The 26995-nt window shown below is 59.8% G+C and carries 30 protein-coding genes, 1 tRNA gene and 1 pseudogene; 19 read left to right on the top strand and 13 right to left on the bottom strand.

The window, feature by feature from the left end; all coding sequences use genetic code 11:
• The first annotated feature begins 12 nt into the window (after window positions 1-12).
• The 3 genes from ACPYOP_RS01225 (at window position 13) to ACPYOP_RS01215 (ending at window position 2962) form a co-directional block, all read left to right on the top strand.
• Complete coding sequence (locus ACPYOP_RS01225) at window positions 13-924, top strand: LysR family transcriptional regulator (protein WP_481408560.1); 912 nt, start codon at window positions 13-15, stop codon at window positions 922-924.
• 137 nt (window positions 925-1061) lie between these two features.
• On the top strand, window positions 1062-2408 hold the full coding sequence (locus ACPYOP_RS01220; protein ID WP_481408559.1) for an LLM class flavin-dependent oxidoreductase: 1347 nt from the start codon (window positions 1062-1064) through the stop codon (window positions 2406-2408).
• Between the two features lie 11 nt (window positions 2409-2419).
• Window positions 2420-2962 (top strand): carboxymuconolactone decarboxylase family protein, encoded by a 543-nt coding sequence (locus ACPYOP_RS01215; protein ID WP_481408558.1) that lies wholly within the window; start codon window positions 2420-2422, stop codon window positions 2960-2962.
• A gap of 172 nt (window positions 2963-3134) precedes the next feature.
• Here ACPYOP_RS01215 and ACPYOP_RS01210 read toward each other — a convergent pair whose 3' ends face one another.
• The gene (locus ACPYOP_RS01210; RefSeq protein WP_481408557.1) at window positions 3135-3563 is read right to left on the bottom strand and encodes an OsmC family protein; all 429 of its coding nucleotides are present in this window, start codon (window positions 3561-3563) and stop codon (window positions 3135-3137) included.
• Window positions 3564-3773: 210 nt separating this feature from the next.
• Between ACPYOP_RS01210 and ACPYOP_RS01205 the strand changes: the two genes are divergently transcribed.
• Window positions 3774-5039: a glycerate kinase type-2 family protein gene (locus ACPYOP_RS01205; RefSeq protein ID WP_481408556.1), complete on the top strand. Its 1266-nt coding sequence runs from the start codon at window positions 3774-3776 to the stop codon at window positions 5037-5039.
• A gap of 19 nt (window positions 5040-5058) precedes the next feature.
• Here ACPYOP_RS01205 and ACPYOP_RS01200 read toward each other — a convergent pair whose 3' ends face one another.
• A complete protein-coding gene (locus ACPYOP_RS01200) occupies window positions 5059-5241 on the bottom strand; it encodes a hypothetical protein (protein WP_481408555.1) in 183 nt (60 codons plus the stop codon).
• Window positions 5242-5512: 271 nt separating this feature from the next.
• Here ACPYOP_RS01200 and ggt point away from each other — a divergent pair, with 271 nt between their 5' ends.
• Complete coding sequence (gene ggt / locus ACPYOP_RS01195; RefSeq protein WP_481408554.1) at window positions 5513-7255, top strand: gamma-glutamyltransferase; 1743 nt, start codon at window positions 5513-5515, stop codon at window positions 7253-7255.
• A 114-nt stretch (window positions 7256-7369) separates the two neighbouring features.
• Here ggt and ACPYOP_RS01190 read toward each other — a convergent pair whose 3' ends face one another.
• The gene (locus tag ACPYOP_RS01190) at window positions 7370-7849 is read right to left on the bottom strand and encodes a GNAT family N-acetyltransferase (protein ID WP_481408553.1); all 480 of its coding nucleotides are present in this window, start codon (window positions 7847-7849) and stop codon (window positions 7370-7372) included.
• Window positions 7850-8181: 332 nt separating this feature from the next.
• Between ACPYOP_RS01190 and ACPYOP_RS01185 the strand changes: the two genes are divergently transcribed.
• Window positions 8182-9636 carry an MFS transporter gene (locus tag ACPYOP_RS01185; protein ID WP_481408552.1) on the top strand — a complete coding sequence of 485 codons (1455 nt, stop codon included), beginning with the start codon at window positions 8182-8184 and terminating at the stop codon, window positions 9634-9636.
• 157 nt (window positions 9637-9793) lie between these two features.
• Here ACPYOP_RS01185 and ACPYOP_RS01180 read toward each other — a convergent pair whose 3' ends face one another.
• Window positions 9794-10003, bottom strand: coding sequence for a cold-shock protein (locus ACPYOP_RS01180; protein ID WP_034503699.1), 210 nt, complete (start codon window positions 10001-10003; stop codon window positions 9794-9796).
• Between the two features lie 440 nt (window positions 10004-10443).
• Here ACPYOP_RS01180 and ACPYOP_RS01175 point away from each other — a divergent pair, with 440 nt between their 5' ends.
• On the top strand, window positions 10444-10695 hold the full coding sequence (locus ACPYOP_RS01175; RefSeq protein WP_481408551.1) for a hypothetical protein: 252 nt from the start codon (window positions 10444-10446) through the stop codon (window positions 10693-10695).
• Window positions 10696-10814: 119 nt separating this feature from the next.
• Entirely contained in the window at window positions 10815-12368 is a 1554-nt protein-coding gene (locus tag ACPYOP_RS01170) for a VOC family protein (RefSeq protein ID WP_481408550.1), read from the top strand.
• 70 nt (window positions 12369-12438) lie between these two features.
• Here the strand turns inward: ACPYOP_RS01170 and ACPYOP_RS01165 are convergent, their stop codons facing one another.
• Window positions 12439-13716: an L-fuconate dehydratase gene (locus tag ACPYOP_RS01165; RefSeq protein WP_481408549.1), complete on the bottom strand. Its 1278-nt coding sequence runs from the start codon at window positions 13714-13716 to the stop codon at window positions 12439-12441.
• A 217-nt stretch (window positions 13717-13933) separates the two neighbouring features.
• A pseudogene (locus tag ACPYOP_RS01160) lies at window positions 13934-14071 on the bottom strand (CoA transferase); the annotation flags it as partial.
• Window positions 14072-14302: 231 nt separating this feature from the next.
• On the opposite strand from ACPYOP_RS01160, the gene ACPYOP_RS01155 reads away from it, so the two are divergent.
• Window positions 14303-14716 carry a carboxymuconolactone decarboxylase family protein gene (locus tag ACPYOP_RS01155; RefSeq protein ID WP_481408548.1) on the top strand — a complete coding sequence of 138 codons (414 nt, stop codon included), beginning with the start codon at window positions 14303-14305 and terminating at the stop codon, window positions 14714-14716.
• Between the two features lie 59 nt (window positions 14717-14775).
• On the opposite strand, the gene ACPYOP_RS01150 is transcribed toward ACPYOP_RS01155, so the two are convergent.
• Window positions 14776-15165, bottom strand: coding sequence for a BRA0787 family protein (locus ACPYOP_RS01150; protein ID WP_481408547.1), 390 nt, complete (start codon window positions 15163-15165; stop codon window positions 14776-14778).
• 330 nt (window positions 15166-15495) lie between these two features.
• On the opposite strand from ACPYOP_RS01150, the gene ACPYOP_RS01145 reads away from it, so the two are divergent.
• The 4 genes from ACPYOP_RS01145 to ACPYOP_RS01130 all read left to right on the top strand — a co-directional run bounded on the left by ACPYOP_RS01145 (window position 15496) and on the right by ACPYOP_RS01130 (window position 19177).
• Window positions 15496-15999 (top strand): cupin domain-containing protein, encoded by a 504-nt coding sequence (locus ACPYOP_RS01145; RefSeq protein WP_481408546.1) that lies wholly within the window; start codon window positions 15496-15498, stop codon window positions 15997-15999.
• 213 nt (window positions 16000-16212) lie between these two features.
• Window positions 16213-17061, top strand: coding sequence for a MetQ/NlpA family ABC transporter substrate-binding protein (locus ACPYOP_RS01140; protein WP_481408545.1), 849 nt, complete (start codon window positions 16213-16215; stop codon window positions 17059-17061).
• Window positions 17062-17445: 384 nt separating this feature from the next.
• Window positions 17446-18531 carry a methionine ABC transporter ATP-binding protein gene (locus tag ACPYOP_RS01135; RefSeq protein ID WP_481408544.1) on the top strand — a complete coding sequence of 362 codons (1086 nt, stop codon included), beginning with the start codon at window positions 17446-17448 and terminating at the stop codon, window positions 18529-18531.
• Window positions 18521-19177 carry a methionine ABC transporter permease gene (locus ACPYOP_RS01130; RefSeq protein WP_481408543.1) on the top strand — a complete coding sequence of 219 codons (657 nt, stop codon included), beginning with the start codon at window positions 18521-18523 and terminating at the stop codon, window positions 19175-19177. Before ACPYOP_RS01135 ends, ACPYOP_RS01130 begins: the two co-directional genes overlap by 11 nt.
• A 63-nt stretch (window positions 19178-19240) precedes the next feature.
• On the opposite strand, the gene ACPYOP_RS01125 is transcribed toward ACPYOP_RS01130, so the two are convergent.
• Window positions 19241-20272 (bottom strand): hydroxyacid dehydrogenase, encoded by a 1032-nt coding sequence (locus ACPYOP_RS01125; protein WP_481408542.1) that lies wholly within the window; start codon window positions 20270-20272, stop codon window positions 19241-19243.
• Between the two features lie 51 nt (window positions 20273-20323).
• Window positions 20324-21022 (bottom strand): DNA-3-methyladenine glycosylase I, encoded by a 699-nt coding sequence (locus ACPYOP_RS01120; protein WP_481408541.1) that lies wholly within the window; start codon window positions 21020-21022, stop codon window positions 20324-20326.
• Window positions 21023-21280: 258 nt separating this feature from the next.
• On the opposite strand from ACPYOP_RS01120, the gene ACPYOP_RS01115 reads away from it, so the two are divergent.
• The 4 genes from ACPYOP_RS01115 (at window position 21281) to ACPYOP_RS01100 (ending at window position 22966) form a co-directional block, all read left to right on the top strand.
• Entirely contained in the window at window positions 21281-21541 is a 261-nt protein-coding gene (locus ACPYOP_RS01115; protein ID WP_481408540.1) for a DUF982 domain-containing protein, read from the top strand.
• 230 nt (window positions 21542-21771) lie between these two features.
• Window positions 21772-22029 carry a DUF982 domain-containing protein gene (locus ACPYOP_RS01110; protein WP_481408539.1) on the top strand — a complete coding sequence of 86 codons (258 nt, stop codon included), beginning with the start codon at window positions 21772-21774 and terminating at the stop codon, window positions 22027-22029.
• Between the two features lie 305 nt (window positions 22030-22334).
• Window positions 22335-22592 (top strand): DUF982 domain-containing protein, encoded by a 258-nt coding sequence (locus tag ACPYOP_RS01105; protein WP_246665302.1) that lies wholly within the window; start codon window positions 22335-22337, stop codon window positions 22590-22592.
• Between the two features lie 122 nt (window positions 22593-22714).
• Entirely contained in the window at window positions 22715-22966 is a 252-nt protein-coding gene (locus tag ACPYOP_RS01100) for a DUF6074 family protein (RefSeq protein ID WP_481408538.1), read from the top strand.
• Window positions 22967-22971: 5 nt separating this feature from the next.
• On the opposite strand, the gene ACPYOP_RS01095 is transcribed toward ACPYOP_RS01100, so the two are convergent.
• On the bottom strand, window positions 22972-23298 hold the full coding sequence (locus ACPYOP_RS01095) for a hypothetical protein (RefSeq protein ID WP_481408537.1): 327 nt from the start codon (window positions 23296-23298) through the stop codon (window positions 22972-22974).
• A gap of 311 nt (window positions 23299-23609) precedes the next feature.
• Here ACPYOP_RS01095 and ACPYOP_RS01090 point away from each other — a divergent pair, with 311 nt between their 5' ends.
• Window positions 23610-23864: a PilZ domain-containing protein gene (locus ACPYOP_RS01090; protein WP_481408536.1), complete on the top strand. Its 255-nt coding sequence runs from the start codon at window positions 23610-23612 to the stop codon at window positions 23862-23864.
• A gap of 473 nt (window positions 23865-24337) precedes the next feature.
• Window positions 24338-24541 (top strand): hypothetical protein, encoded by a 204-nt coding sequence (locus ACPYOP_RS01085; RefSeq protein WP_481408535.1) that lies wholly within the window; start codon window positions 24338-24340, stop codon window positions 24539-24541.
• A gap of 73 nt (window positions 24542-24614) precedes the next feature.
• Here ACPYOP_RS01085 and ACPYOP_RS01080 read toward each other — a convergent pair.
• The 3 genes from ACPYOP_RS01080 to ACPYOP_RS01070 form a co-directional block, all read right to left on the bottom strand.
• Window positions 24615-24691: transfer RNA gene (locus ACPYOP_RS01080), tRNA-Met, on the bottom strand.
• Between the two features lie 163 nt (window positions 24692-24854).
• Window positions 24855-26054, bottom strand: coding sequence for a tRNA 2-thiouridine(34) synthase MnmA (gene mnmA / locus ACPYOP_RS01075; RefSeq protein ID WP_481408534.1), 1200 nt, complete (start codon window positions 26052-26054; stop codon window positions 24855-24857).
• A 272-nt stretch (window positions 26055-26326) separates the two neighbouring features.
• Window positions 26327-26995, bottom strand: a complete 669-nt coding sequence (locus tag ACPYOP_RS01070; RefSeq protein ID WP_481408533.1) for a CDP-alcohol phosphatidyltransferase family protein — start codon at window positions 26993-26995, stop codon at window positions 26327-26329.

Here is a 26995-nt window from a genome sequence, read left to right as displayed (position 1 = left end):
CGAACAAATAATATGGACAGATTCGACGCCATGCGCGTGTTTTGCCGGGTCGTGGAACGGCGCAGCTTCACGCTGGCGGCTGAAGACACCGGCCTGCCTCGCTCGACGGTGACGGATGCGATCAAGCAGCTCGAAGCCCGGCTCGGCGTGCGCCTGCTGGAGCGTACGACGCGGCATGTCAGCCCAACGCTCGATGGCGAAGCCTATTATCAGCGCTGCCTGCGCATCCTCTCCGATATCGAGGATGCCGAAGGCGCCTTTGCCGGTGCAAAGCCGAAGGGGGTGCTGCGCGTCGACGTGCATGGAACGCTCGCCCGGCACTTCGTGCTGCCGAACCTGCCCTCTTTCCTCGAAACCTATCCCGATATCGAACTGCAGATCACCGAGGGCGACCGGTTCGTCGATCTGATCCGCGAAGGGATCGACTGCGTGCTGCGCGTCGGCGCGCTACAGGATAGCGACATGATCGGCCGCCGTGTCGCGATGCTGGAAGAAGTGACGCTTGCAGCACCTGCCTATGTCGAACGCTTCGGCATGCCGACCCATCCGGACATGCTCGACGGCCACCGCATGATCGGCTTCCGCTCGTCGGCAACCGGCGGGTTGCTACCGCTGGAATTCCAGATCGATGGCGTAGTGCGCGAGATCACCCTGCCGGCCACCATCTCCGTCAATGCGGCCGAGAGCTACTTCGCCGCAGCCAAGCTCGGCCTCGGCCTGATCCAGGTTCCGCGCTATCACGTGGAGGAAACCTTACGATCGGGTGAGCTGCTCCATGTCCTCCAAAAATATCCACCGACGCGAACGCCGGTCTCGATGCTCTATCCGCGCAGCCGCCAGCTTTCGCCACGGGTCCGCGTCTTCATAGACTGGCTGATCAAGGTTTTTGCCGGACAGAACAGCGCGGAAATGCCGGCCGGATGAATATTCCGCGAAAGCGATCAAATAAATGAAACCGGCTCTTTGAATGCGCGGTCGGCACGCCTACGTCGTAGTACATCATTTCGCTGGCAGTGCCGTTTCGACGTCGTGACAGCCTGACGTTTTTCGAGAGAGAGCCGATGACCGAACAGAAGCAATTAAAGCTCGGGGCATTCATGCGTCCCGTCAGCCTGCATACCGGTGCCTGGCGTTATCCCGGCGCCTATCCGGACGCCAACTTCAATTTCCAGCATATCAAGAGCTTCGCGCAGGAGCTGGAAAGGGCGAAATTCGACGCCTTCTTCATGGCCGATCACCTGGCGGTTCTCAATATGCCGATCGAGGCTTTGAAGCGTAGCCACACCGTGACCTCCTTCGAGCCGTTCACCCTGCTTTCGGCGCTCGCCGCCGTCACCGAGAGGATCGGCCTCGTCGCCACCGCCTCCACGACTTTCGACCTGCCCTATCACATCGCCCGCCGCTTCGCCTCGCTCGATCACATCAGCGGCGGCCGTGCCGGCTGGAACATCGTCACCACATCCAATCCCGATGCCGCCCTCAATTTCGGCCTGGAAGAGCATATGGAGCACGGCGAGCGCTACCATCGCGCCCGCGAATTCTACGATGTCGTCACCGGCCTCTGGGACAGCTTCGCCGATGATGCCTTCATCCATGACGCCGAAAGCGGTATCTTCTTCGATCCGGAACGAATGCATGTGCTTGGGCACAAGGGCGAGGAACTCAGCGTCCGCGGTCCCCTCAACATCGCCCGCCCGCCGCAGGGTTGGCCTGTCATCGTGCAGGCCGGGCAATCCGATGCCGGCCGTCAGCTTGCCGCCGAAACGGCTGAAGCGGTCTTCGCGGCTCCCCGCAACCTAGCCGACGGCAAGTCGATCTTTGCCGATATCAAGGGCCGGATGAAGGCAATCGGCCGCAATCCGGATCACCTGAAGATTCTGCCCGCCGCTTTCATCGTCGTCGGCGACACGATCGAGGAGGCGAAGGCCAAGCGGGCGAAACTCGACAGCCTCGTCCATTACGACAGCGCCATCGCATCCCTGTCGATCGCGCTTGGGCACGATGCCTCCAGCTTCGATCCGGATGGCCCTCTGCCGGACATCCCGGAAACCAATGCCAGCAAGAGCGGCCGCGAACGCGTTATCGCCCTTGCAGAAGCAGAAAAGCTGACGGTGCGCCAGCTTGCCCAGCGCCTCGGCGGCTATGCCGGCCTAGCCTTCGTCGGCACGCCTGAGAGCATCGCCGATGAGATGGAGCAATGGCTGCACGAAGAAGGCTCCGACGGTTTCAATGTCGTCTTCCCCTTCCTGCCGCAGGGCCTGCTTGACGTGACCACCCGCGTCGTTCCAGAGCTGCAGCGCCGCGGCATCTTCCGCCGCGACTATGAAGGCACGACGTTGCGCGAACACCTCGGCCTACCGCGCCCGGAAAACCGCTTCTTCAAGAAGACGCCCGAAGCAGCGCAGTAAGAGAAACTGACATGAGCCATATCACGCCGATCGACTACGAGACCGCTTCCGACGCCGTGCGCGCCGAGCATGATCGCGAGGTGCAGCTGCGCGGCCGCATGACGAACATGAAGCGGACATTGCTGCATTCGCCGGTGGCGCATCGCATCTATGCGGAATGGTTTCCGCTGCGCGAGGAGCTGCGTCCGGCACTGGACGATCGCGCCGTCTGGCTACTTTGCCACGCCATCGCGCTCGAATGCCGCTCGATCATCCCGGTCGGCTTCTTTCGGCGCGCGCTGATCAATGCCGGCCTGACGCCGGAAACGATCGTACCGAGCGAAGACGAAGCCCTGTTGATCGAATTCGGCAAGGCGATCGTCAGGGATTCCAACGCGATTCCCGAAGGGATTTGGGCGCGGCTGAAGGCGCGCTATGACGAGCCGACGCTTGCCAATCTCGTCGCCTTCGCAGGGATCATGATCGCAACAGCGATCTACAACAATGCCGTGAAGGTGGATATCGATCCGGAACTTGGGCCTTATCTTGATAGGTTTGAGTTTCCGGCGAAATAACGAAAGAGGCCCCTCACCCCGCCCTCTCCCCGTTTTGACGGGGAGAGGGAGCGACCTCGGTGCCCTCGCCCAACTTTGCGCGAGAGAGGGAACGGCGATGGCGCGGCCATCCCCTTCTCCCCGTCAAAACCGGGAGAAGGTGCCCGACAGGGCGGATGAGGGGCTTTAGCGACTACTCCGAAATCACCGTCGAAAACTGCGGATTGCCGCGGATCGTGTTGCTCACGGTGCAGATCTCGTCTTCGGCGGCGTGCGCGATCGCGTTGCGGATCTCGTCGCCGAAATCGCCCTTGATGGTGAAGGCGATGTTGAATTTCTCGACGCGGGAAAGCCCTTCGGTCGCCTTTTCGCCTGTCACGACGGCGGTCACTTCAGTCAGCTTGTCGAGCACACCGAGGCTGCTCGCCGCCATACGGGCACTCAGGACCAGGCAGGCGGATAGCGATGAATAGAGCAGGTCGAGCGGGTTGAAGCCGGGCTGCGACGGCGAGGTGACGATGTCGATCTCGCCGCCCGTCACCGACGTCACATGCGGAAACCCCGTGCGGCCGACCGTGGCGGTGGCGCCCGTCTGCCTCGTCTTCACTTTCAATTCGGCCATGTCGAAAATCCTTGGAATAAAGCGTCAGAACTCTTTTCTTCAACATAGGGATTCATGCTGCCGGGCACAATTGCGGTTCCCGCCCCTTGCGTCTTCCAACCAGTTAAGCCACCAAATGGTTACAGGCTCTCAGAGCAATTCCAGGAAAAGTGCGTAGCGGTTTTCCGTCCGGAATTGCGTACAAACGCGCTAGCAGACAGGCAATTCGACATGACCGTTTCCGATCCTCGCGCCTTCCTTACCTCTCTGTTCGATGCCGCCGTTCGCGCCGCCGATCCTATGACCGGCATCCGCGCGCATCTGCCTGCCAAGCCCAAGGGCCGGACGATCGTCGTCGGCGCCGGCAAGGGCTCCGCCCAAATGGCCGCCGCGCTGGAACAATGCTGGGATGGCCCGCTGGAAGGTCTGGTGGTGACGCGATACGGCTTCTCCGCTCCTTGCCGCCAGATCGAGATCATCGAAGCAGCCCACCCTGTGCCGGACGAAGCAGGCCTGACCGCCTCCCTCCGACTTCTGAAACTCGTCGAGGGCCTGACAGCCGACGATCTGGTGATCGCGCTGATATCAGGCGGCGGCTCGGCGCTGCTGCCTTCGCCGGCCGGCTCATTGAGCCTTGCCGACGAGATCGCCGTCAACAAGGCGCTGCTTGCCTCCGGCGCGCCGATTTCGGCGATGAACGTCATTCGCAAGCACCTGTCGACCATCAAGGGCGGCCGGCTCGCCGCCGCTGCCCATCCGGCCAAGGTCATCTCCCTCGTCGTCTCGGACATTCCCGGTGACGATCCGGCGCTGGTCGCTTCCGGCCCGACCGTGCCGGGTGCCGGCACACGCGCCGAAGCGCTCGATCTCATTCGCCTTTACCGCATCGAACTGCCGCCGGCCGTTCTCGCTCATATCGAAAAGGTCGAAGCCGATGCACCGCGTCCGGACGACCCGCGCTTTGCCGGCAATGAGGTCCATATCATCGCATCCGCCGGCGTCTCTCTGGAGGCAGCGGCTGAGGTAGCGCGCGCGGCCGGTATCGAAGCGGCCATACTTTCCGACGCTATCGAGGGCGAGGCCCGCGAAGCCGCGCATGTCCATGCCGCCATCGCGCGCGAGGTGCTGCATCGCAGCCGTCCCTTCGCCAAACCGATCGTGCTGCTATCCGGCGGCGAGACGACGGTGACGCTGAAGGGCAAGGGTAAGGGTGGCCGAAACTCGGAATTCCTTCTGTCGCTGGCGATCGATATCGACGGCCATACCGGCATTCACGCCATGGCCGCGGACACGGACGGCATCGACGGCAGCGAGGACAATGCCGGCGCCTTTGCCGATGCGAGCACCGTAGCGCGGCTGCGCAAAGCCGGAATAGTGCCAGCCGAGATACTTGCGAACAACGATGCCTGGACGGCTTTCAACGCGATCGGCGATCTCTTCGTGCCTGGCCCGACCGGAACGAATGTCAACGACTTCCGCGCTATCCTGATCGTGTAACGGTTAAGAGCAGATGGGATCAGACGATTGCGATGCAATCGTCGCAGCGCCAGTAGACGGCCGCCATCGATGACCATCGGAAGAAGTGCCTGCTGCAATGGGCGCATTCGATTTCGATGACGGGCATCTTTTCAGCAATGACGAGCGGCTTTGCCTTGATCTTGCGCTCGCTCTTCCACTGCTCAAGTTTCGTGACGGGCATCATCATCCTCCACGCAATACTTCGGCTTCGATAGATTATCGACTAAAGTAGACTTAACTAATAAGCGAAACATTGCAAGCGCAAAGCAAGTTTTTGCGCGGAAGGAAGAACGAACTTATCCGTTGTTGTGCAAATACAACATAGTTTGGATCACTGACGGGTCACGCTGCCTTCATTAAAAAAACGTGACAGCGGATATCGCCATTTCCGCGCTAGGCTCCATTTCATTTGCGAGCCATTTTCCATAGATACGACAGCGAAAGGCATCATCATGCGCCAATTCCGCCAGCGGGCGATATCTTCGGTGACCCTTGTCACATTCGCCCTCTTTTCCGTCACCGCCAGAGCCGCCGCGCCACCTCCGGTCGAGGCTGAACACGGCATGGTGGTCACGGCGCAGCATCTGGCCACGGATGTCGGCGTGCAGGTATTGAAAAACGGCGGCAATGCCGTCGACGCCGCCGTTGCCGTCGGCTACACGCTCGCGGTGGTCTACCCGACCGCCGGCAATATCGGCGGCGGTGGCTTCATGACCATCCGCATGCGAGACGGCAAGACGGACTTCCTCGATTTCCGCGAACGTGCCCCTCTTGCAGCCAAGAAGGACATGTATCTCGACGACAAGGGCAATATCGTCAAAGGAGCCAGCACCAATGGCTATCTCGCTGTCGGTGTTCCCGGCTCGGTCATGGGCTTCGAGACCGCCCGCGAAAAATACGGCACGAAATCCCGCCAGGATCTGATGGCGCCGGCCATCCGCTACGCCCGGGAAGGCTTCGCGCTGAACCAGGCCGATGCCGCCGAGCTCAACGAGAGCAAGGATCGGCTCGCGCGCGATCCGGCCACCGCCGCGATCTTCACCAAGTCAGACGGCAAGCCCTTTGCGACGGGCGACAAGCTGCTGCAGCCGGATCTCGCCAACGCACTATCAGGCATTTCGGACCAAGGGCCTGATGGCTTCTACAAGGGACCGGTCGCCAACGCCATCGTCAAGGCGAGCCAGGACAAGGGCGGCATTCTCGCCACACAGGATTTCGAGCAGTACAAGGTCCGTGAACTCGATCCCGTGAAGTGCGACTATCGCGGCTACGAGATCATCTCATCGCCGCCACCCTCCTCCGGCGGCGTCATCATCTGCGAAATCCTCAACGTGCTGGAAGGCTATCCACTCTCCTATACCGGCTACGGCTCGGCCGATACCGTACACCTCATGGTCGAGGCCATGCGCCATGCCTATGTCGATCGCAACTCGGCTCTCGGCGATCCAGATTTCGTCGACAATCCCGTCACCAAGCTGCTGGACAAGGATTATGCCCAGAAGATCCGCGACAGCATCGACCCCTACAAGGCCGGCGTTTCCAAGGATCTGATGCCCAAGGGCCTCGGCGAAAGCCATGAGACCACGCATTATTCGATCATCGACAATGACGGCAATGCCGTTGCCGTCACCTACACGCTGAACGGCTCCTTCGGCGCCGGCGTCGTCGCACCCGGCACGGGCATTCTTTTGAACAATGAGATGGACGACTTCACCTCCAAGCCCGGCGTGCCCAATCTCTACGGACTGGTGCAGGGCGAAGCCAATGCCATCCAACCGAAGAAGACACCCCTGTCGTCCATGAGCCCGACGATCATCGCCAAGGACGGCAAGCCCTTCATGGTAATCGGGAGCCCCGGCGGCTCGCGCATCATCACCATCACGCTCGAAGCGATCATCAACGTCATCGATTTCGGCATGAATATTCAGGAAGCCATCGATGCGCCGCGCATCCATCATCAATGGCTGCCGGACAAGATCTATATGGAGCCGCGTGCGCTTTCGCCGGATACGATCAAGCTTCTGACCGGCATCGGCTACAAGGTTCAGGTCGACGACGATTGGCCGATCTGGGGCCAGGCGGCCGGCATCCTCGTGGGCGGCAAGAGCCTCGGCGACATCGCCAAGGGCGGAGGCGCCCGCTATAATGGCGCCATGGACAGCCGCGCCGGCTCGGGACTTGCCGAAGGCTATTGATTGCCGCGTCGCCCAGGAACGACAACCAGGCCGGTATCGCCACCGCGGTACCGGCATTTTTGCGCGCAACCTTCGACAGCAAGACGGTTTCGGCAGGGGTGAAATGACCCAGGTTCACTTCGACACGAGTGGCTTGCTCATGTTGATTCCGGTTACCCGAAAGCCCATGACTTCATAAACATGCCTGGCGCGTTTGTTGTCGTCAGCCACTCGGAGCTTTATTTGTTGAAAACCTTTGTATTTCAGCTCGGTTTCGAGAACGTCCAAGGCCTGTTTTCCGAGGCCTTGACCTTGATAAGCGGGAAAGATGTGAAAATCGCTGATGAATGCCGTGTGCATCGTCAAGTCCTGCTTGTACCATAGGTACCCGATAACCTTTTCAGGGCTTTCGATCGGATCGACCAGGCACAGCAAGATGTGGCCGGTCGTATTGACGCCGTCAGGCAGGTCAGACGCGATTTCCCGTTTCGCTTGTGCAAGAGATTCACTATCGGAAAGCCGGTAGTTAGAGGCGATCTCGGATGCATAATCGGGAATAAAATATTCGAGATAAGCTGGAAACTCGCCGTCCCGCATCGGTCTCAGGGAAATCATAGAGTAATTCCTTTATTGAATTTGAGATGTAGCTGCATTGCTTAGAGCGGTTCGGCTTTTCACGGAATCACTGAAGGCTCTATCTCTTTGTTGTCTCGCAATTCCAGCCTTCCAATTCGCAAAGGGTGTCGAGGAGATCGACCGTCGATGTTGCATCCTCGCCCGCATGCGTCATTTTTTCCATTTCGATCAAGAAGATTTGCGATTTCTGATATGGTAATCGCGCTGGAGCGGGAGTATACAAACCGCCGTTCAAATAGGCCTTCGCGCCGTGACCAGACTTGCGGTTCTGTCTTCGGACCCCACCGCACCATCGAGAGCGATCCCCGACAATGTCGGATCAGATATTCCAGGCCGCCCACACTCGGCGGGCCGCACCGAATTTTCGCGTAGTAGCGCTTATCGTGGCAAGCGCGATGTTCATGGAACAGCTTGACGCGACCGTGCTCGCGACTGCCCTTCCGACCATGGCGAGAGACTTCGGCGTCAGCGCGCCGGCCATGAGTATCTCGCTGACATCCTATCTGCTCAGCCTGGCGATCTTCATTCCCGCCAGCGGCGCCATCGCCGATCGCTTCGGATCGCGCACCGTCTTCCGATCCGCGATCGCGGTTTTCGTTGTCGGCTCGCTTTTGTGCGCGCAGGCACCCAACCTGTTCTTCCTCGTGATCGCGCGGCTGCTGCAGGGCCTCGGCGGCGCGATGATGCTGCCTGTGGGACGTCTCGTGCTGATGCGCAGCGTCGCCCGCAAGGATATGGTCAATGCCATGTCCTGGCTGCTGATCCCGGCGCTCGTCGGCCCCATCCTCGGCCCGCCCGTCGGCGGCATGTTCGTCACCTATCTCGACTGGCGCTGGATCTTCTACATCAACGTGCCGATCGGCATCGTCGGCTTCATCCTGGTAACCATGTTCATCGAGGAGGTGAAAGGCCCGCGCACCGGCCGTTTCGACCTCTCGGGCTTCATCCTGTCGGGCATCTCGCTCGGCTCGCTGCTCTTCGGCTTCGAAATGTCGAGCCGCGAGGGCGAAGGCTATCTGGCCGTATTTCTGATCTCCATCGGCCTGCTGTTCGGCATCGCCTACCTGCGCCACGCCCGCAAGCACCCCTCGCCGATCATGGACTTTTCGCTGATGAAGGTGCCGACCTTCCGCACCTCGGTCATCGCCGGTTCGCTGACACGCATCAGCCAGGGTGCCCATCCCTTCCTGATCCCTTTGATGCTGCAGCTCGGCTTCGGCCTTTCGGCTGCCGCGGCCGGCCAGATCGCCATTGCGACCGCGCTCGGCTCCATGGCCATGAAGCCGCTGCAGGTCCGCATTCTGCGGACGCTGGGCTTCCGCACGGCCCTCATCATCTTCGGCCTGATCGGTACGCTCGGCTATGGCATGTGCGCCATCTTCCAGCCGGATTGGCCGCTGCCCGTCATCTTCGTGATCCTGTTCTTCTGCGGCTTCTTCATGTCGTTCCAGTTCACGGCCTACAACACGATCGCCTATGACGAGATCGAGCGCGATCGCATGAGCATCGCAACCAGCTTCTATTCGACCTTCCAGCAGCTGATGCTCTCGCTCGGCATCTGTGTCGCCGCCCTTGCCCTGCACGGCTCGACGCAACTGCGCGGACACGCAAAGGCCGAAATGAGCGATTTCTCCGCCGCCTTCATCGTCGTGACGGCCATTGCGCTGCTTGCGGTGATCTGGAACGCCAGCTTCTCGCGCACCGCCGGCTCCGAAATCAGCGGCCATCGCCGCAAATCGCCGGAAGACAGCCTCGGCGAGCATTGAGTTGACGACAGCGCCGTGCGTCTTTTGAGACGCGGCAAGGACGCTGTAACAGAGACCAGCGAAAAACGAAAAAGGCCGAGCTGAACCCGACCTCTTCCTCAATTGTCTCAACGATCTATGCCAGTTTATCCGTGGTCAAAGACCGGAAACAAATGGCTTACATGGCTTCAAGCTGATCAGCCGACATCTTGCCCGAACGCTTGTCCTTGACAAGCTCGTAGGAAATCTTCTGGCCGTCGCGAAGCGTGCTCATTCCAGCGCGCTCAACGGCTGAAATATGCACGAAAACATCCGTCGCGCCATCATCGGGCTGAATGAAACCAAAACCCTTGGCAGCATTGAACCACTTTACAGTACCTGTGCTCATAACGATGACCTTTCAATCACTCACATAAAGACGTCAACCCAGGAAATACCCGGATGATATTGGACCGATTTTGAGAGGGAAGTTCGTCATTGTCGCGCAGAGTGCGCCGAGGCAAAGCGTCATTCACAAATATCGATGATACACTTGTATCCGATACGAATATTCTTCACAAGCAGAAACGTCTAAAATATCAAAAACTTGGACTGTCGATCAAAAGACGCCTTAGATGATGTCGATTGATAATGCCGCTTATGAGTAGATATTGAAAGGCTCTCTCCTTTGGGCTCCGCCCGCCTGTTTCGCGAAGGATTGCGGAATTGTATCGCTAATGCCGGACATCTTCTGCTACAGCATGATATCATCCGTGTTGTAGGCGCAGTCGATCAACTTGGGCTATTTGCGACCAACATCAACATGATACAACCCCCAAGGAGGCTGATATGACGCCACCGAATAAAGACAGCCTATTCGGCTCCAAGAGACAGGCGCCGACAGACAAAGCGAACCAGCTCGATTCCGCGGTCAAAGAAATTCTCGCCAGCGAGCATGCGATCCGCGAGAAAAAAACGGCCCGTCTGCGCGAGCTTCGGCTTGAGAAGGAAGCCCTGCAATCACCGCCGGAGCCAAAGACAAAGTCCAAACGAAAGGCTCCCAAAAAATCGGGAAAGGCTGAAACCGGTCTTGACGAATGAGGTGACGCGACAAAACGTTGCGTCTTTTGTGAACACTGCCTCCACGGACCGCGCATTGAATTGAACAGTGGCCCCGGCCTAAATAGCGACCAGAAAGAAATGACAGTCTGGAGCATCCCATGGTCGCCGGCATCCATCACATCACGCTTATCACCCGCAAGGTACAGGCCAATGTCGATTTCTACGTCGGCTTCCTCGGCCTGCGCCTCGTCAAGCGCACCGGCGGCTTCGAGGACGCCACGCAGCTTCATCTCATCTATGGCGACGCCAAAGGTTCGCCCGGCTCGCTGGTCACCTTTCTCGTCTGGGAAGATGGCTCTCCCGGCCGTGCCGGCGTCGGCCAGGTCGGCGAGATCTCGCTCGCCATCGATCCGGCAAGCATCGGCTTCTGGCTGACACGCGCCCTGAGCGCCGGTCTGAAGCCGGAAGGCCCCTCCGAGGAATTCGGTGAGCCGGTTCTGCGATTGAAGGACCCGGACGGCGTCATAGTCAAGCTTGTGGGAACCACCACCCTGCAGGCGACGGCGCCGTGGACGAGCGATACCATTCCGCAAGAGCACGCAATCAGGCGTATTCGCGGCGCAACGCTTTTCAGCGAAACGCCCGAGGAGACGCAGGCCATCCTTGTCGATCACTTCGGCTACCGGCCGCAGGCGACCAGCGGAGCGATCAGCCGGCTCGTATCGGCGCCGGGCGATATCCTCGACATCCGGGATGCGCGCGGCTTCTGGGCTAGCGCGCCAGGCACGGGGACGGTCGATCATGTCGCCTTTCGCGCCAGCGACGACGTCGAATTGCAGTCGGTCCACACCGCGTTGCAGGCAATCGATTCTGGGCCGACGACGATGCATGACCGCAAGTATTTCCGCTCGCTCTACGTCCGCGAACCCGGCCGCATCCTGTTCGAACTCGCCACGGATGCGCCGGGCATGCTGATCGATGAGGACGAGGCAACGCTCGGCACGCGCCTCTTCGCTCCCGGCGACAGCCGGAAGCTTTTGGCCGAGCTGAACGTGATCCTGCCGCAGTTCTCCATGCCCGGAGAACCGCGCGTCATTTATCGCGATCTGCCCTTCATCCACCGCCTCTTCACGCCCGAGCAGCCGAACGGCAATATCTTCATTCTGCTGCACGGGTCCGGCGCCAACGAAACGACGATGCTGCCGCTCGGCCATAAGATCGACGCTGATGCGACATTGCTCAGCGTGCGTGGACGTGCGCTCGAGGAAGGTAGCCCGCGCTGGTTTCGCCGGACCGGTCCGATGTCCCTCGATCAGGCCGATATCGCCAGCGAGGCCGAAGCCTTTGCCGCCTTCATCGATGGCGCGATCCATGCCTATGGGCTCGATCCGGACCGCATCGTCTATATCGGCTATTCGAACGGCGCCAACCTGCTGAACGCCATGCTGTCGCTGCAGCCGCATCTCATCCGCCGCGCCGTACTGCTGCGCTCCATGGCCGCGCTCGAAAATCCGCCTGCGGCTGATATGTCGGATGCCGACGTGCTCGTTATCGCAGGCGAGAAAGATCTGTATGGCCCATACGCTCAGCCCTTGGCCAAACGCCTGCGCGAGGGCGGCGCCAAGATCGAGCTTGCAACCGTGCCCGCTGGCCACGAGTTTGACGATGCCGATGTGCCGGTCATTAAGGCGTGGTTGAACAAGTCTGCCTGACGCGTCTTCTCGGTATGAACGACGACAAAAGCCCGCCAAATGGCGGGCTTTTGCTCCGATAGGGCTGTACTCACCCCTTGAACGTATATTCCGCGATCGATTCCGGCTTCATCTCGATCGAGAAACCCGGTAGGCTCGGCGGCATGTAGGCTGCATCGCGGATGATGCAGGGGTCGATGAAATGCTCGTGCAGGTGATCGACATATTCGATGACGCGGCCGTCCTTGGTGCCTGACACGGCGATGTAATCGATCATCGACAGGTGCTGCACATATTCGCAGAGGCCGACGCCGCCGGCATGCGGCCAGACCGGCAATCCATACTTGGCGGCGATCAGCAGTACCGCCAGAACCTCGTTGAGACCGCCCATTCGGCAGGAATCGATCTGCACGATGTCGATCGCGCCCTCGGCGATGAACTGCTTGAACATGATGCGGTTCTGGCACATCTCGCCGGTCGCAACTTTTACAGGACCGATGGCTTCGCGGATCTTGCGATGTCCGGCAACGTCGTCCGGGCTTGTGGGTTCTTCGATGAAGAAGGGCTTGGCGAAGGCAAGCTTGCGCACCCAGTCGATCGCCTGATTGACTTCCCAGACCTGATTGGCGTCGATCATGAGGTAGCGGTCCGGACCGATCACTTCGCGGGCGATGGTGAGGCGGCGGATATCGTCTTCGAGATCGCGGCCGACCTTCATCTTCACATGGTTGAAGCCGGCGTCGATGGCCTCCTGGCAGAGGCGGCGCAGCTTGGCATCATCATAGCCGAGCCAGCCGGCTGATGTCGTGTAGCAGGCATAGCCCTCGCGCTCGAGCGTGGCGATGCGGTCGGCCTTGCCGGCCTCCGCCTTCTTCAGGATGGCAACGGCGTCGTCGCGGGTCAGCACATCGGTCAGGTAACGATAGTCGACGATATCGGCAATCTGCTCGGCATCCATCTCCGAAACCAGCCGCCAGACCGGCTTGCCGGCTTCCTTGGCGAGCAGATCCCAGACGGCATTGACGACAGCGCCGGTTGCCAGATGCATCGCGCCCTTCTCCGGGCCGATCCAGCGCAGCTGGCTGTCGCTGGTCAGATGCCGCCAGTATTTGCCGGGGTTTTCCAGAACCGCCGCAAGTTCGGTGCCGACGACCAGATGCCGCATCGCCTCGATCGCCATGCAGCAGATGTCATTGCCGCGGCCAATGGTGAAGGTCAGACCGTGGCCGGCAAGGCCCGGCTTGTCGGTGTCGAGGATGACATAGGCTGCCGAATAGTCCGGATCCGGATTCATCGCATCCGAACCGTCGAGGCTCTGCGATGTCGGGAAGCGCAAATCGAACACGCGAAGATTGGTGATGCGCGTCATTGGAAAACTCCTTCTATATCCATCGGCGACCTCTCGACCCCTTTAACAAAGATCGAACTCCTCCCAGAGTGCTATTATGCTCGCCAACGTGCGGGGCCGCACGCTCGAATTTCGGCCGCTGCCCGTCGATGCGGATGGGCGAGCGGGTGGTATGCAGGCTGACGCCATCATCGCGCGCGCCCGTCTGCAGCATGTCGAGAACGCGGAAGCCCTCGCTGCCCCCGCCTGGCCGCTCGATCTTGATGACTCTCGTGCCGAGATCCATCAGCCGAAGGGTACAATAGGGACCCGACAGGAACTGGCTCATGTCGACGACGACAAGCCCGGCCAGTGGCAAGTCCTTCTTCAGCGCCATCGCTATTCCCACTCCCCCGGCATCGCCCCGGCGCAAAGCGCCCCTCCGCCTCGAGGAATATCCTCGCCACCGGTTTTCGCGTCAGCCAAATTTTCTTATGTGAATAGTATTTTCACATATGGATGAACATTGCAAACGAAAAGAGGAGGGAAATTCGACCGCGCTCCCGCCGACACGGCGTAAAAATGCGCTATGTTCCGGCGCAGTCAGGATTGCTGAAGGAGATAGAGAATGGCGACGGTGAAATTGCTCGATGACGCGGAAGCAAACGCAATCCCGGCGGTCAAGGCGGTGTTCGACGATATTCGCGCGGTGAGAAAATCCGATTTCGTCAATAATTTCTGGCGCGGCCTGGCCAATGATCCCGCGCTGCTGAAGCGGACCTGGGAAGGCCTGAAAGCGGTCATGATGGCGGAAGGGGCGCTCGACCCGCTGGTGCGCGAGATGATCTATATCGCCGTCTCCACCGCCAACGGCTGCACCTATTGCGTCCATTCCCACACGGCAGCCGCCAAGGCAAAGGGCATGACCGATGCCCAGCATGGGGAGTTGCTGGCGGTCATCGGACTGGCCGGACAGACCAACCACCTGGTTACGGCGATGCAGATCCCCGTCGATCCGGAGTTCGATGTAACAGGCCGATGAAATGCAGAAGGCCCGTCGGCGCATGCCGGCGGGCCTTCCATAAACCATCTTCGCTATTTTCAGCGATCCGAGGTTTCCGATGCCTGACCATCTACTGCAATGGCAGCGACACTGAGGCCGTTATTCACCGCGAGCAGCCTTTTGCGGACCAGAACGCCCATGACGCGGGCGGCCGTCGAAAAGGTCATCGTGTCAAGCGGACCTTCGCCCTCCCAGGGCTTGGTCAGCCGCTCGGTCACGGCCGAGACGATATTGTTCGGCACGATGTCGGTGCATTCACGCATGGTTTCGAAAACGACGCTGATGGGATGAATGCGTCCCTCGAACGTCACGATCGGTTCGGTGACTTCGCTGTCCCACTCCTCGAAGGCGTAGAGCGCCTCGCGGAAGAGTTGCTGCAGGGTGATGGGGGCATGACCCTCATGAAGGGGCGGCAAGGCATTCGACATGTCTGTCTCCTTTCAATTGGAAGTCCGGCGCATGTATGAAAGTCGATGGTCTCCTTGAAGACCCAAGCGCTGCTTCTGCAGTTTGGCGCACCTGAAAATGAGGGACTTCGGCGCGGCAAACCATCTTGTGACCGGCGCAACGCGGGAACCACACGAAATGTTCCCACCGGTCATGTAACTTGATCAAGTCTATAGATTAATCGCGACTTGAAAAGCCTCATTGATAACTTTCTGCAATTCCCTTTATTTTTGAATGGCTTCGCGTAGAGTGGAACAACAGTGTTCCTGTGGACGGCATGCAAATCTCCCTCCAAAGCCGAAAGGACGACCATGTGCGGCGATCATGAGCATGGGCATCAAGACGGGCATGATCACGGCCATCAACCCGTCGACTGGCGTGAATATGGTGTCAAAATCATCCCCGGCAATGCCCTCGACCCGAATACGGCGCAGACGCCGGGCATGAACCGTGCAACCGCGATCAACCATGCACGCGCCGGTGCGGAAAAGATCTGGGCGGGAACAGTGACGATCCACGCCAATGCCAAGACCGGCGCCCACCATCACGGTGATCTGGAGAGCATCATCTACGTCGTCAAAGGCAGGGCACGGATGCGATGGGGCGACAACCTGGAATTCGTTGCCGAAGCCGGCCCTGGCGATTTCATCTTCGTGCCGCCCTACGTGCCGCACCAGGAGATCAATGCCAGCCGCGATGAAACGCTGGAATGCGTTCTGGTCCGCTCTGGGCAGGAGCCGGTCGTCGTCAATCTCGACATAGAACCTATCGAAAAGCCGGAAGAAGTCCTTTGGAAGGATCCGATTCATCGATGACGCGCTCAATTTTTAGGCATATGCCCATTTTGCCGCATTAATAATCTACTGCATTTATAGAAAATTAGTTTGCTCTTTCGCATCGCACTGAAAAGAGTTTTTCAGAACTGCATCGCACAACGCATGATCCTGCTTCGCGGCGCCAATACGCGTCTGAGATGATGAGTCCGTCAACGAGAAAAACGATCTCGATCATCTGGAACAGGATTTCCCATGACTGAAAAGCTTCCTAAAGGTTTCGACGCGCTGCGCCTTTCCCGCCGTGCCGGCCTTGCCGCCATCTTGGCTTCGGCCGTCGCCGTGTTCGGCCTGACGGCAACCGCCCCGCAGTCTTTCGCCGCGGACAAGACGATCAAGGTCGGCATCATGAGCGGTGAGGACGAAGATGTCTGGCGCGCCGTTGTTGCCGAAGCCGCCAAGAAGGGTCTGAAGGTCGAGCCTATCGTCTTCAACGACTATACCCAGCCGAACGAAGCGCTGGAGCGCGGCGAAGTCGACGCCAATGCCTTCCAGCACCAGCCTTACCTGGACAATCAGGTCAAGCAGCACGGCTATCATATCGTCAATGTCGGCTTCACCGGCATCTGGCCGATCGGCCTTTACACGAAGAAGTACAAGACCGTGGCCGAGCTTCCGAAGGGCGCCGTCATCGGGGTGCCGAACGACCCGTCCAACGAAGGCCGCGCACTTCTCGTTCTCCAGCACGAGGGAGTGATCAAGCTCAAGGATGGCACCGGCATCCTGGCAACCGTGGCCGACATCGCGGAAAATCCGAAGAACGTCGAAATCAAGGAGCTGGACGCCGGCATCGTCGGCCGCTCGATCGACGACCTCGACGCAGCCGTCGTCAACACCGACTGGGCGCTGAAGAGCGGCCTGACGCCGAAAGACCGCATCGCGCAGGAGCCGACCAAGGACAACCCCTACCGCAACTTCATCGCCGTGAAGAAGGGCAGCGAGAACGAAGCCTGGGTAAAGACCCTGGTCGCCTCCTACCAGAACGACACCGTCAAGGCCGAATTCGACAAGGTCTACAAGGGCACCGGCCAGAGCGCCTATTGATAAGAGCGCCTATTGATATCAGAACGGCGCGGGGGACAGCGCTGAGCGGCAAGGCGGCCGGGGCATCTTGCCCGGGCCGCCTTTGGTGTTTTCCTGTAGGTGCGATGAAATTTATAGTTGGTTATGGAATTCGCGGAGGGTACATACCCCCCTCTGTCACTTTCGTGACATCTCCCCCACAAGGGGGGAGATCGGAAACCCGTGGCAGGCCATCGCCAGAAACGAACATCGCATCTGCTGACACCTGGCTGATTTATTTCGCAGAGTGCGCGGCATATTCCCAACGATCTCCCCCCTTGTGGGGGAGATGTCACGAAAGTGACAGAGGGGGGTATAATAGCCTCGGCAACCTGGAAGGCGCCTTTACAAAAAAGAGAAGCAGACATGAATTCGTTTATTGCAGCCACATCAATCGACGGACAGGCGCCGCCCGAACGATCCCCCGGCGATGACATCGTCCGCCTGGTCGATGTTCGCCGCCGTTTCGGCACGACGCCGGCGCTGGACGGCATATCGCTGACCGCCCGGCGCGGCGAAATCGTCGGCATCATCGGCCGCAGCGGCGCCGGCAAATCGACGCTGATCCGCTGCCTAAACGGGCTGGAACGCGCCGACAGCGGCGAGATCCACATCGAGGGCCGCGATATCGCCCGCCTGTCGGAAAAGGAACTGCAGCCGCTGCGCCGCCGCATCGGCATGGTCTTCCAGCATTTCAACCTGCTCTCCTCCAGGACGGTCGAGGAGAATATCGCTTTGCCGCTCAAGATCGAAGGCGTCGCCAAGGCTGAACGATTGCAGCGCGCCCGCGAACTGCTTGATCTCGTCGGCCTCGCCGACAAGGCGAAGGCCTACCCATCTGCCCTGTCCGGTGGTCAGAAGCAGCGCGTCGGCATTGCCCGCGCCCTTGCCGCTCGGCCCGCCATCCTCCTGTCGGACGAAGCAACATCGGCGCTCGACCCGGAAACCACCCGATCCATCCTGGCACTCCTGAAGGATATCAATCGCAAGCTCGGCCTGACGATCCTGCTTATCACCCACGAGATGGAGGTGATCCGCTCGATCGCCGACCGCGTTGCGGTCATCGACGCCGGTCGCATCGTCGAAGAAGGTTCGGTGTGGACGGTCTTCGCCAATCCGCAAACGGAGATCGCAGCAAGCCTGCTCAGCGGCGCCCGCCCGCAGCTTCCGGAGCATATCGCTGCCCGCCTCTCTCCGGCATCGGGCGCCGAGGCCATTCTCAGCGTCGATCTTGCCGGCCCTGCCGCGCAAGGTGCGCTCTTTGCCGAGCTTTCGGCCGTCCTTCCCCACTCATTCCGGCTGGTCCACGGCGGCATCGACCATATCCAGAACCAGCCCGTCGCCCGCTTCTTCGTCGCGGTGCCGACGCGCGATGCCACTTTGCCGGCCCAGGTCAGCGATTTTCTGAAAGCCCGTTCCGCCCGGGTAGAGGTTCTAGGCTATGACAACTGATGTAATCCTCGGCCTGCTTTTGCGCTCCTTCTGGCAAACCGTGTGGATGACGGGCGCATCCGGCTTTCTTTCCCTGATCATCGGCCTGCCGCTCGGCCTCGCCCTCGTCGTCACCAGCCGCGGCGGTATCGCCGAGCAGGGCGCAATCAACCGCGTTCTGGGCGTCCTGGTCGACGGCTTCCGCGCCGTGCCTTTCATCATCCTGCTCATCGCCCTTATCCCGCTGACGCGTTTGATCGTCGGCACGGCGCTCGGCACGACGGCCGCGATCGTGCCGCTGACCATCGCCGCAATCCCCTATTACGCACGCGTTGCCGAGGTCTCTCTGCGCGATGTCGACCGCGGCCTGATCGATGCCGTGCGTGCCATGGGCGGCAATCGCTGGACCATTGTCCGCGAGGTGCTGATACCGGAAGCCATGCCCGGCATCGTCGCCGGCTTCACCGTAACCATGGTGACGCTGATCGGCGCATCTGCCATGGCCGGCACGATCGGCGGCGGCGGCCTCGGCGATCTCGCCATCCGCTATGGCTACCAGCGCTACGAAACGAACGTCATGATCGCCGTCGTCATTATCCTGATCGTTCTGGTCTGGGGCATGCAATGGCTGGGCGATCGCTTGGCCAAACGGCTCGATCGCCGCTAGTCCTGCCGATACAAATCCATTCCTGGCGCAGCGTCTCTCTGCGCCAGGAATGAAAACGAGTGATCAGTTCCGCGTCACCGGCTTCGAGCGCATACGCGATACCGTTTCCCGCTCGGCGCGCTTGCAGCGCATCGGCGGCAGTCCACGATCCATCAGATCCATGTCCTCTAGCACCATGTCGCCCATTTTCTTGAAGGCGCTGTCGAGTGCGCCGGCGCGGTGGGCCGAGCGGAGGAAACCCTTGAGCTTGCGCACCGGATGATCGAAGCCAAGCGGCTCCTCCGGATAGACATCGCTTGCCGCCACGATGTGGCCGGAGGCAACCGCCGCCATCAGCGCCTCGAAATCGACGACATCGGCCCGGCTGAGCAGAATGAAGGCGGAACCCTTTCGCATCTTCGCAAAAGCTTCAGCCCCGAGAAATCCCTTGTTCTCGCTGGTGACCGACGCGACCACGAAAACGAAATCGCTGCCTGACAACACCTCGTCCAGCCCGGCGGGCTGGACGCCATGCTCTCTCAGGATCGAAGGCGGCATCCAGGGATCGAACACTCTGATATTGGCACGGAAGCCGGAGAGCACCCTGTTCAGCGCCTTACCGAGATCGCCGAAGCCGACAATGCCGATATCGCTGCCCGAAAGCAGCCGGGCGCTGGCATTGCCGTCGCCGCCCCAAAGCTCCCTACCCTCGCGAAAATCCAGATCGGCATCGACGATGCCGCGCGCCAGGCTCAAGGCGAATCCGAGGCCGATCTCGGCGACCGGCTCGGCGAAGACCTGCCCGGTGGTGACAACATGGATCCCGCGCTCGAAGAGCACCTCATAGGGCATGTTGTTGATAAGGTTGCTCTCGACATTCAGGATGCAACGCAGCTGCGGCATTCGATCGAGCGTTTCCCTCGAAAGCGGCGGCTGGCCGATGATGTAACGCGCCTCGCCGAGCACCTCGTCGCCCAGTCCGGCAATATTGTCCGGATCCGCCTCGATGAGGCGATATTTCGACTGAAGGAGCGACAGTGCGTCCTTGGTGAAGATAAGCTCGAGCGAGCGCGGCTCCGGCGCGCTGATGGCCAAGGGCCTGCTGTCGATGGTCATTTTATTCCTCCCTGTCTGGCGACGCGATCCAATAGTATCAGGCGGATCAGATCAATCAGGCCCGCCCTCTTCGTCAGGCATTCCGACGGAGAAGGCGCAGATGCGCGAGAGATAGGTAAGCGGCAGGTCAGTCTCCGCGCGCCAGGCATTGAACTGATCCTGGATCAGCCGCAGATCCTTCTTCGTCGGCTTGTTTTCGGAGATCGGCACGCCGGAAAGCCGCAGGCAGGTGAGAACGTCATGGCTCATGACGAAACTATCGCGGCCGATCGCCCGCAGGAGATATTGGCCGGTCATGCCGCCGAGCCGGTTGGCCTGCTTGGCGAGGACGTCAAGCAGGCCGATCTGATCTTTCAGTGGCCAATCGGCAAAGAACCGGCCGGCGCTGCCATGCTCGTCGGACAGCTTGCGAACAAACTGCGCATTGTCCCGCACCGACATGATCTTGGCGCCATTGCGGATGACCCGCGTATCGGAGGTCAGGTCATACCAATAATCATCCGGCGCGAGATTGAGAAAGGCCGGATCGAAACCGGAAAAAGCAGCCTCGAAGCCCGCCCACTTGGCATCGATGACGTTGCGGACGAAGCCCGCATAGAAGATGTAGCGCGTCATCTCCGACAGGATGCGGTCATCAGGCAGGGCACGCAGGACATCATGGTCCGGCGCCTTCGGCATCAATGCCTTCAGCCCGGCAGCGCCGCCCTTGCGCTTCTCGGCGCGTTCCCTGATCTCCGCAAAACTCGCCATCGCTTTCTCCCGTCGACTGCGCTGTCGCCCCAAGTCTTTTATGATCTTCCGCCGCCGCGCAAGTAATCTCCACGCAATGATCGCCTGTGAAACACGGCATCCAAAGATATGAATCGAAAGTTGATCGCGCTGCCGTGTGAATTGATTTTCGCGGTGATTGAAACGGTTCCTGGCTGCTCCAGATATCGTCTTGAAATTAACTTGAGATTTCGCGCAGCACAGCGTTAATTCGGCGGCATCGGATCGGAGCCTCGTACCATGAATAATAAAGACTGGAATTATCCCATCATGGTCATCTGCAAGCGTACCGGAAAAATTTATACGGTCACCAGCACGAAGGAAGCGTTGGACATGTTGCTGAATGCCTGGCCTGTGGCGGAGGGCAAGGCATTCATGATGGCTCTGCAAATCTGTGCCGATGTCGAGAGGGGTCAGGGACAACCGCTGGAGGCGCGCAGCAGCTTTGTCATAGCGGCGGCGGAGGCCGGAGTCCCCCTCGAAATTCCCGTGATTCAATAGAATTTACCGCACTCTTCCGTACTCGTTCGCGCGCGAAATGGCTGCCTGCCCCTCCATCTGATGGGGCATCAACTGGTCTGCGCAACCTTGACGCTGGCCTTGCCCTGCGCCGGCTTTCGCGCCGCCAGGCCGCAGCGCTCTCCGCAAATAGCCGCGATCGATTTTTCGTAAATTGCGAAACTTTTTGCCGCGATGGGAGTTTCGATCACAATGTCGGAGCACCATTGAAAATGACCGTGACTTTTAATACTGGCGAGGTCCGCTGGCCCGAGCCCGTTTATCTACGAATCGGCTATGGCATGCCGGAAGCAATTCGAAGTCCAGAAGAAGCCCACAGCTACCTCCTTTTTCGTTGGCCTGCCATCAGAGGCGAGAAATACAAGTCGGCCCGGAGCCTTTGCCTTGCCGCCAACGATGATCCCCTTCTCTGCGAGAGGGCCAGGAGGATGTTCGTCGAAGCCTGCATCGAGGCCGACGTATTGGATTAGGCCTATCTTGAACACCTCGCCGACTTGGAGAAGCGGAGCTTTTCGGCGGCATCCACTCTGATCCGTCAGGCGTAGCACCAATAGACGAGACCTCGACCATGTGACGCGGTGGTGGTGGAGTGCTGTTGCGGGCCTGCAAGTATCGCGGCGGGAGCCGGCTGATGCGTAAAACCCCGTAGGCAGCCGGCGTTCATGCCACTCTCCGTGGACAAACGAAACCAGCTCGATAAACGCCAGCCGAAAGCCGTTCGATCCGGAATGCTTTTTGCAACGTTACCGAAGCAAGTACGTTTCGGAGGTAATGCGTGTTGAAACGAGACACTTTACGACCATTTCCGGCTATCACGCTGGTGATCGGAGAAAACGGCGGACAGCGCCGCGTCAATTCAGTACATCAGGTTGCTGAACTGCTGTTGGAACATTGGCCGGTCGAGCATGGCGAGGATTATGTCGCCGCGGTGCGCATCTGCCTTGAAGCGATGCTTGGCGCCGTCCCGCCCGAGGCTGTGAGGGAGGCCTTGATCAAGGCCGCCCGGGAAGCAGGCATATCCGTATTGCAATAAAATCACCACGCCCTTCCCGCCGTATGCGGGATCTCTCTGACATTATTCACTTTTTGTGAACCAGTGCCGGCGATCTTTGCCAACAGAGGCAGGCGATTCGCCCTGCCAATGACGGAGAGAATATGTCGCTTCTACCATTCCCGGCCGACAGGCGTACCAGTGATGTCAGGCGGTGTGCCGCAGCCCTTCAGCAGCTAAATGGCGAGGCGGCAAACCGCTTCTGGCGTTCGGAAATGGCAAGCTTTGCCGCCGTCCTGCGGGAACAGGGAGTGGAAGACGACGAAATCTCGCGGCAGGCCGGCCTTTATATGCACGCAGTCCAGATGGAACTGCAGCTTGCCTTTGCCGAGGAAGAGCTGAACGCGTCGGCCTGACCCCGCTATTTCGGCAATCTGCAGAATGCGATCGATTTGTCGCCGCTGGTCGGCGACTTGATCTGCACGGTCCATTCGCCGCTGGGGAAATGAAATCCCTTGGAGGAAACCACGCCGGCAATCTGCATGCATGCCTTCCTGGCGTCGGCACTCGGCAGATCTATCGTCGCCACGACAGCGTATTTCCGGCTGGAAACCTGACACGGCGTAGTAAACAAGCCGGTATTGTCGATCATTTTGCAGACCCGGAACGCATTGTCCGCGGCATCATCGGCAGCCAGTGCAGAATTGGCGACCACCAATGCAGTGGTCACCGCCAAAAACAGTCTCATTGAAAACCCCGATCCCCTATGGCGGCACGGTGCCAGAGCATGTTTCTTCTTGCAAGACATGTTGCACGGATTTGCGGTGACTGTTTGGGAATACAACGTCAATGACGACAACTTGTTCGCCGGAGAATTAGATTATCCGGCTTTGTCGGAAATATTCGGCCGCGATCGAGGAATGCCAACCTCCCCGGAGCCCTTGCCGGCCGTTTCACCGGCCGGCCCGTGAAACGCATGCAATTCACGGTTTCCCGTTAATATCTTCGATATTAGAACATGGCACATTAGTAAAAGATAGAAATCAGGGAGCCAACGCGATGACGGCACTCTCCCCCGAAGGTCGAGCATCCCTCCGAAAGCGTACGCTTCTCGGCGCAAAGATCATATTCAACGACGGACATTCGGTTTTTGATTGCATCGTCAGAAACCTGTCCGATACCGGCGCCATGATTCACATCGAAAACCCGCTCGCGGTACCAAACACCTTCAACCTGCGATTTCCAGACGACAGGCTGCTGCCCTGCGAGGTGCGCTGGCGAAAGATCAACAGCATAGGCGTTGAGTTCGTGTGAGACTGATTCTCGCCTCGTGCTGGATAATTCACTGATGCAGCGAAAGCAGGCCGACCACGATCATGCAGGTCAGCAGGCCGGCGGATAGAAAGAACAGAATCAGAAGCTTGTAGCTCGACATCAGGGACTCCCTTCGAAGTTTCTCTTGGTGTCGTCATAGAAAGCCGCGCCCCTTCCCGAATTCGCGCGGCTCAAGGTGCTCGGTTCCACATGAGGATCGAGTAAAGCTTGTCACTTATCTTTACGCAGGTAGCGTCTCTTGGTTCCGACAATCATTCGAAAGGACGGCAAGAATTTCGATGCCGCCATATCGGCGTGTGGGCGACATCGCGATCTCACCTCGCAACCAGGATACCCGACCCCTTGGCTCCCACCCGCACTTTGACGGAAGCCCGCCACCGGAACAAATGCCACGCTCGGAGCATTCCCGGAGATATGACACTCCGTTCAGTTTGTTTGCAAAGGAGATGGCTATGAACCAGGACACGATCGACCGACTCGACTCGATTAACCAACAACTTCACACGCGCGCTCTTGCTCTATCTCAATCCCCGGAAGGTCATGACCATGCGCTCATGATGTCGGCGCTGAGCGCTATGATAGAGGTTGTGCGATCTTTGGACGAGAACATGACCCGTCTCGATGGCCCGAAGGGGATTGGTTCGGCAGGCTCTTGAACTCAGCCCTGTCCATCTGCAGCGAAAAGCGCGCCTCAGAAAACCAATAAGCTTTTGATTTTGCTTGGAATTTTGGTAGCGGAGGAGGGATTTGAACCCCCGACACAAGGATTATGATTCCTCTGCTCTGACCTACTGAGCTACTCCGCCACGCCGCGTTTGATGCTGAACATCACACGCAAAGGTCAAACGAACCGCCGCTCGAAAAGCGCTGACCCGTCGGTTGAGCGGCTTATAAGGTGCGGTTCGGCTTGGTGTCAAGCGGATGATTTGGAAAAATCAGTGCTTTCTCGTCAGGCGGCGCATTCGTCCTTCAAGCCGCGACCGGGCTTGCCAGCAACGCCTTCAGTGAAGCCTCCGCCATCGGCTCGCGTTCCGAGCGTTCGATGAAGCCGCCACCATAGACGCGGGCGTCGTCGCCCGGCGCGGAATAGAGCGCGCAGGCCTGACCCGGCGCCACACCGGCCTCGCCGACCGAAAGGTCGACATAGATACCGCCGGCGTCGGCATGCAGCACGGCCGGAGACGGCGCGCGGGTGGAGCGAACCTTGGCGAAGCAGGCAAAGCCGTCGCCGGAAGCCGCCTGCGAAAGCGGCTCGTCGCCCAGCCAGTTCACATCTCGCAGATAGACGCGATGCGTTTCCAGCGCCTCCTTCGGGCCGACGATGACGCGGCGCGAGCGGGCGTCGAGATAGACGACATAGAGTGGCTCGCCTGTGGCAACACCGATGCCACGGCGCTGGCCGATCGTATAATGCAGGATGCCCTCGTGCTGGCCGAGCACGCGGCCGTCGAGATGGACGATCTCGCCGGCGAGCGCCGCATTTGGCTTCAGCTTGGCGATCACGTCGGAATACTTGCCCTGCGGCACGAAACAGATGTCCTGGCTGTCAGCCTTCTTGGCGACGACGAGGCCCATTTCCTCGGCCAGCGCCCTCGTCTCCGACTTCGGCATGCCACCGAGCGGAAAGCGCAGATAGTCGATCTGCTCCTGCGTCGTCGCGAAGAGGAAATAGCTCTGGTCGCGGTCGGCATCGGCAGGGCGATAGAGGGCGCGGCGATTTGGGTGCTCTGCGGATGGATTGGGACGCGAGCGGATGTAATGGCCGGTCGCCAGCGCATCGGCGCCGAGCTCCTTGGCGGTCAGCAGAAGATCGGCGAACTTGACCGTCTGGTTGCAGGCAACGCAGGGGATCGGCGTTTCGCCGGCCACATAACTCTCGGCGAAAGGATTGATGACGGTCTCGCGGAAGCGCTTTTCGTAATCGAGCACGTAATGCGGGATGCCGAGGGTTTCGCAGACACGGCGTGCATCGTCGATATCCTGGCCGGCGCAACAGGAGCCGGCGCGATGCACGGCAGCGCCATGATCGTAGAGCTGCAGCGTGATGCCGAGCACATCATAACCCTGCCGCTTCAAAATGCCGGCGACGACGGAGCTGTCGACACCGCCCGACATGGCGACGACGACACGGGTATCTTCCGGCCTCTTGTCAAAATCCAGTGTATTCACGGTCGTTGCCGCCAGTCTTGAACGATCTTCGATGCTGCCGAGCGGGTGACTTTTCTTCGAAACGTCGTCACGCTCTCATTATTTGATTTCGCATGATCTGATCCAAAAACCGCTGCACACTTTTTGGGATCATACTTCTTAACCGCCGGATGCCATGCAAAAGCGGCGAATTTTCATGCGGGGCAATGGGCCACGCTCTCCGCAGCCCGCCTATTTCTGCAGGGATATAGAAAGGATCGCTATCCGGCGCAAGGGGTCGGCAAAAGTGCGAATCATCCCTTGGCCCTCAAATGCAGGATCAAATTGCGGCTGCGCCGCAGGACTGTCACCGCCGATCCGGCGGCAACGACCCAAAGCGCGATCGTCAAAATCCAATTGCCGCCGCTCCAAAAAGCTTCGACAATGGAGAGGAGCGCGGCACCCGTGGCGACCGCCATGCGATGCTGCTTGGCCATAGGCCCGCCGAAATCGCTGGGATTGCCGGTGGCGCGTCCGAGTTCACGGACATAGGCCGTCAGCACAGCAAAAGCGGCGGCGGCCCAGCCGAGGCCCGGCATTGCGATGCCGTAGCCGATGCCGGCAAAGATGAGGATATCGGCGACACGATCCGGGAATTCGTTCCAGAACGGCCCGTCGGCCTCGCCCTTCCCGCCCTCGACCGCCACCATGCCGTCAAACAGGTTGCAGAGCAGGCGCAGCTGGCAGAACAAGGCTGCCAGGATCAGCAGGACCACACGCATTCCGGCACTACCTGCGGTGCCGGAGAGCCAGAACGAGGCCCCCGCCAGCGCTGCCATCAGCATGCTTGCCTGCGATATCCGGTTCGGCGTCACCGAAAGCGCGGTCATGCGCCGCGCCAGCGTCTGCGCCCATCGCGTGTTGCGGCTCGCCAGCGGCCGCCTGTCGCCAGTTCCCTTGCCTGCCTGGCCCTCGCCTGTCAT

It is taken from the genome of Rhizobium sp. KNZ2-6A (genome assembly GCF_056755475.1).
The sequence above is the reverse complement of the archived record's forward strand: the minus strand, read 5'-3'. Positions and strand labels throughout refer to the sequence as shown.

Bases quoted from the DNA above. Each gene is read 5' to 3' on its own strand.
- ACPYOP_RS01225 (WP_481408560.1), top strand. From the start codon at position 13: ATGGACAGATTCGACGCCATGCGCGTGTTTTGCCGGGTCGTGGAACGG.
- ACPYOP_RS01220 (WP_481408559.1), top strand. From the start codon at position 1,062: ATGACCGAACAGAAGCAATTAAAGCTCGGGGCATTCATGCGTCCCGTC.
- ACPYOP_RS01215 (WP_481408558.1), top strand. From the start codon at position 2,420: ATGAGCCATATCACGCCGATCGACTACGAGACCGCTTCCGACGCCGTG.
- ACPYOP_RS01210 (WP_481408557.1), bottom strand. From the start codon at position 3,563: ATGGCCGAATTGAAAGTGAAGACGAGGCAGACGGGCGCCACCGCCACG.
- ACPYOP_RS01205 (WP_481408556.1), top strand. From the start codon at position 3,774: ATGACCGTTTCCGATCCTCGCGCCTTCCTTACCTCTCTGTTCGATGCC.
- ACPYOP_RS01200 (WP_481408555.1), bottom strand. From the start codon at position 5,241: ATGCCCGTCACGAAACTTGAGCAGTGGAAGAGCGAGCGCAAGATCAAG.
- ggt (WP_481408554.1), top strand. From the start codon at position 5,513: ATGCGCCAATTCCGCCAGCGGGCGATATCTTCGGTGACCCTTGTCACA.
- ACPYOP_RS01190 (WP_481408553.1), bottom strand. From the start codon at position 7,849: ATGATTTCCCTGAGACCGATGCGGGACGGCGAGTTTCCAGCTTATCTC.
- ACPYOP_RS01185 (WP_481408552.1), top strand. From the start codon at position 8,182: ATGTCGGATCAGATATTCCAGGCCGCCCACACTCGGCGGGCCGCACCG.
- ACPYOP_RS01180 (WP_034503699.1), bottom strand. From the start codon at position 10,003: ATGAGCACAGGTACTGTAAAGTGGTTCAATGCTGCCAAGGGTTTTGGT.
- ACPYOP_RS01175 (WP_481408551.1), top strand. From the start codon at position 10,444: ATGACGCCACCGAATAAAGACAGCCTATTCGGCTCCAAGAGACAGGCG.
- ACPYOP_RS01170 (WP_481408550.1), top strand. From the start codon at position 10,815: ATGGTCGCCGGCATCCATCACATCACGCTTATCACCCGCAAGGTACAG.
- ACPYOP_RS01165 (WP_481408549.1), bottom strand. From the start codon at position 13,716: ATGACGCGCATCACCAATCTTCGCGTGTTCGATTTGCGCTTCCCGACA.
- ACPYOP_RS01155 (WP_481408548.1), top strand. From the start codon at position 14,303: ATGGCGACGGTGAAATTGCTCGATGACGCGGAAGCAAACGCAATCCCG.
- ACPYOP_RS01150 (WP_481408547.1), bottom strand. From the start codon at position 15,165: ATGTCGAATGCCTTGCCGCCCCTTCATGAGGGTCATGCCCCCATCACC.
- ACPYOP_RS01145 (WP_481408546.1), top strand. From the start codon at position 15,496: ATGTGCGGCGATCATGAGCATGGGCATCAAGACGGGCATGATCACGGC.
- ACPYOP_RS01140 (WP_481408545.1), top strand. From the start codon at position 16,213: ATGACTGAAAAGCTTCCTAAAGGTTTCGACGCGCTGCGCCTTTCCCGC.
- ACPYOP_RS01135 (WP_481408544.1), top strand. From the start codon at position 17,446: ATGAATTCGTTTATTGCAGCCACATCAATCGACGGACAGGCGCCGCCC.
- ACPYOP_RS01130 (WP_481408543.1), top strand. From the start codon at position 18,521: ATGACAACTGATGTAATCCTCGGCCTGCTTTTGCGCTCCTTCTGGCAA.
- ACPYOP_RS01125 (WP_481408542.1), bottom strand. From the start codon at position 20,272: ATGACCATCGACAGCAGGCCCTTGGCCATCAGCGCGCCGGAGCCGCGC.
- ACPYOP_RS01120 (WP_481408541.1), bottom strand. From the start codon at position 21,022: ATGGCGAGTTTTGCGGAGATCAGGGAACGCGCCGAGAAGCGCAAGGGC.
- ACPYOP_RS01115 (WP_481408540.1), top strand. From the start codon at position 21,281: ATGAATAATAAAGACTGGAATTATCCCATCATGGTCATCTGCAAGCGT.
- ACPYOP_RS01110 (WP_481408539.1), top strand. From the start codon at position 21,772: ATGACCGTGACTTTTAATACTGGCGAGGTCCGCTGGCCCGAGCCCGTT.
- ACPYOP_RS01100 (WP_481408538.1), top strand. From the start codon at position 22,715: ATGTCGCTTCTACCATTCCCGGCCGACAGGCGTACCAGTGATGTCAGG.
- ACPYOP_RS01095 (WP_481408537.1), bottom strand. From the start codon at position 23,298: ATGAGACTGTTTTTGGCGGTGACCACTGCATTGGTGGTCGCCAATTCT.
- ACPYOP_RS01090 (WP_481408536.1), top strand. From the start codon at position 23,610: ATGACGGCACTCTCCCCCGAAGGTCGAGCATCCCTCCGAAAGCGTACG.
- ACPYOP_RS01085 (WP_481408535.1), top strand. From the start codon at position 24,338: ATGAACCAGGACACGATCGACCGACTCGACTCGATTAACCAACAACTT.
- ACPYOP_RS01070 (WP_481408533.1), bottom strand. From the start codon at position 26,995: ATGACAGGCGAGGGCCAGGCAGGCAAGGGAACTGGCGACAGGCGGCCG.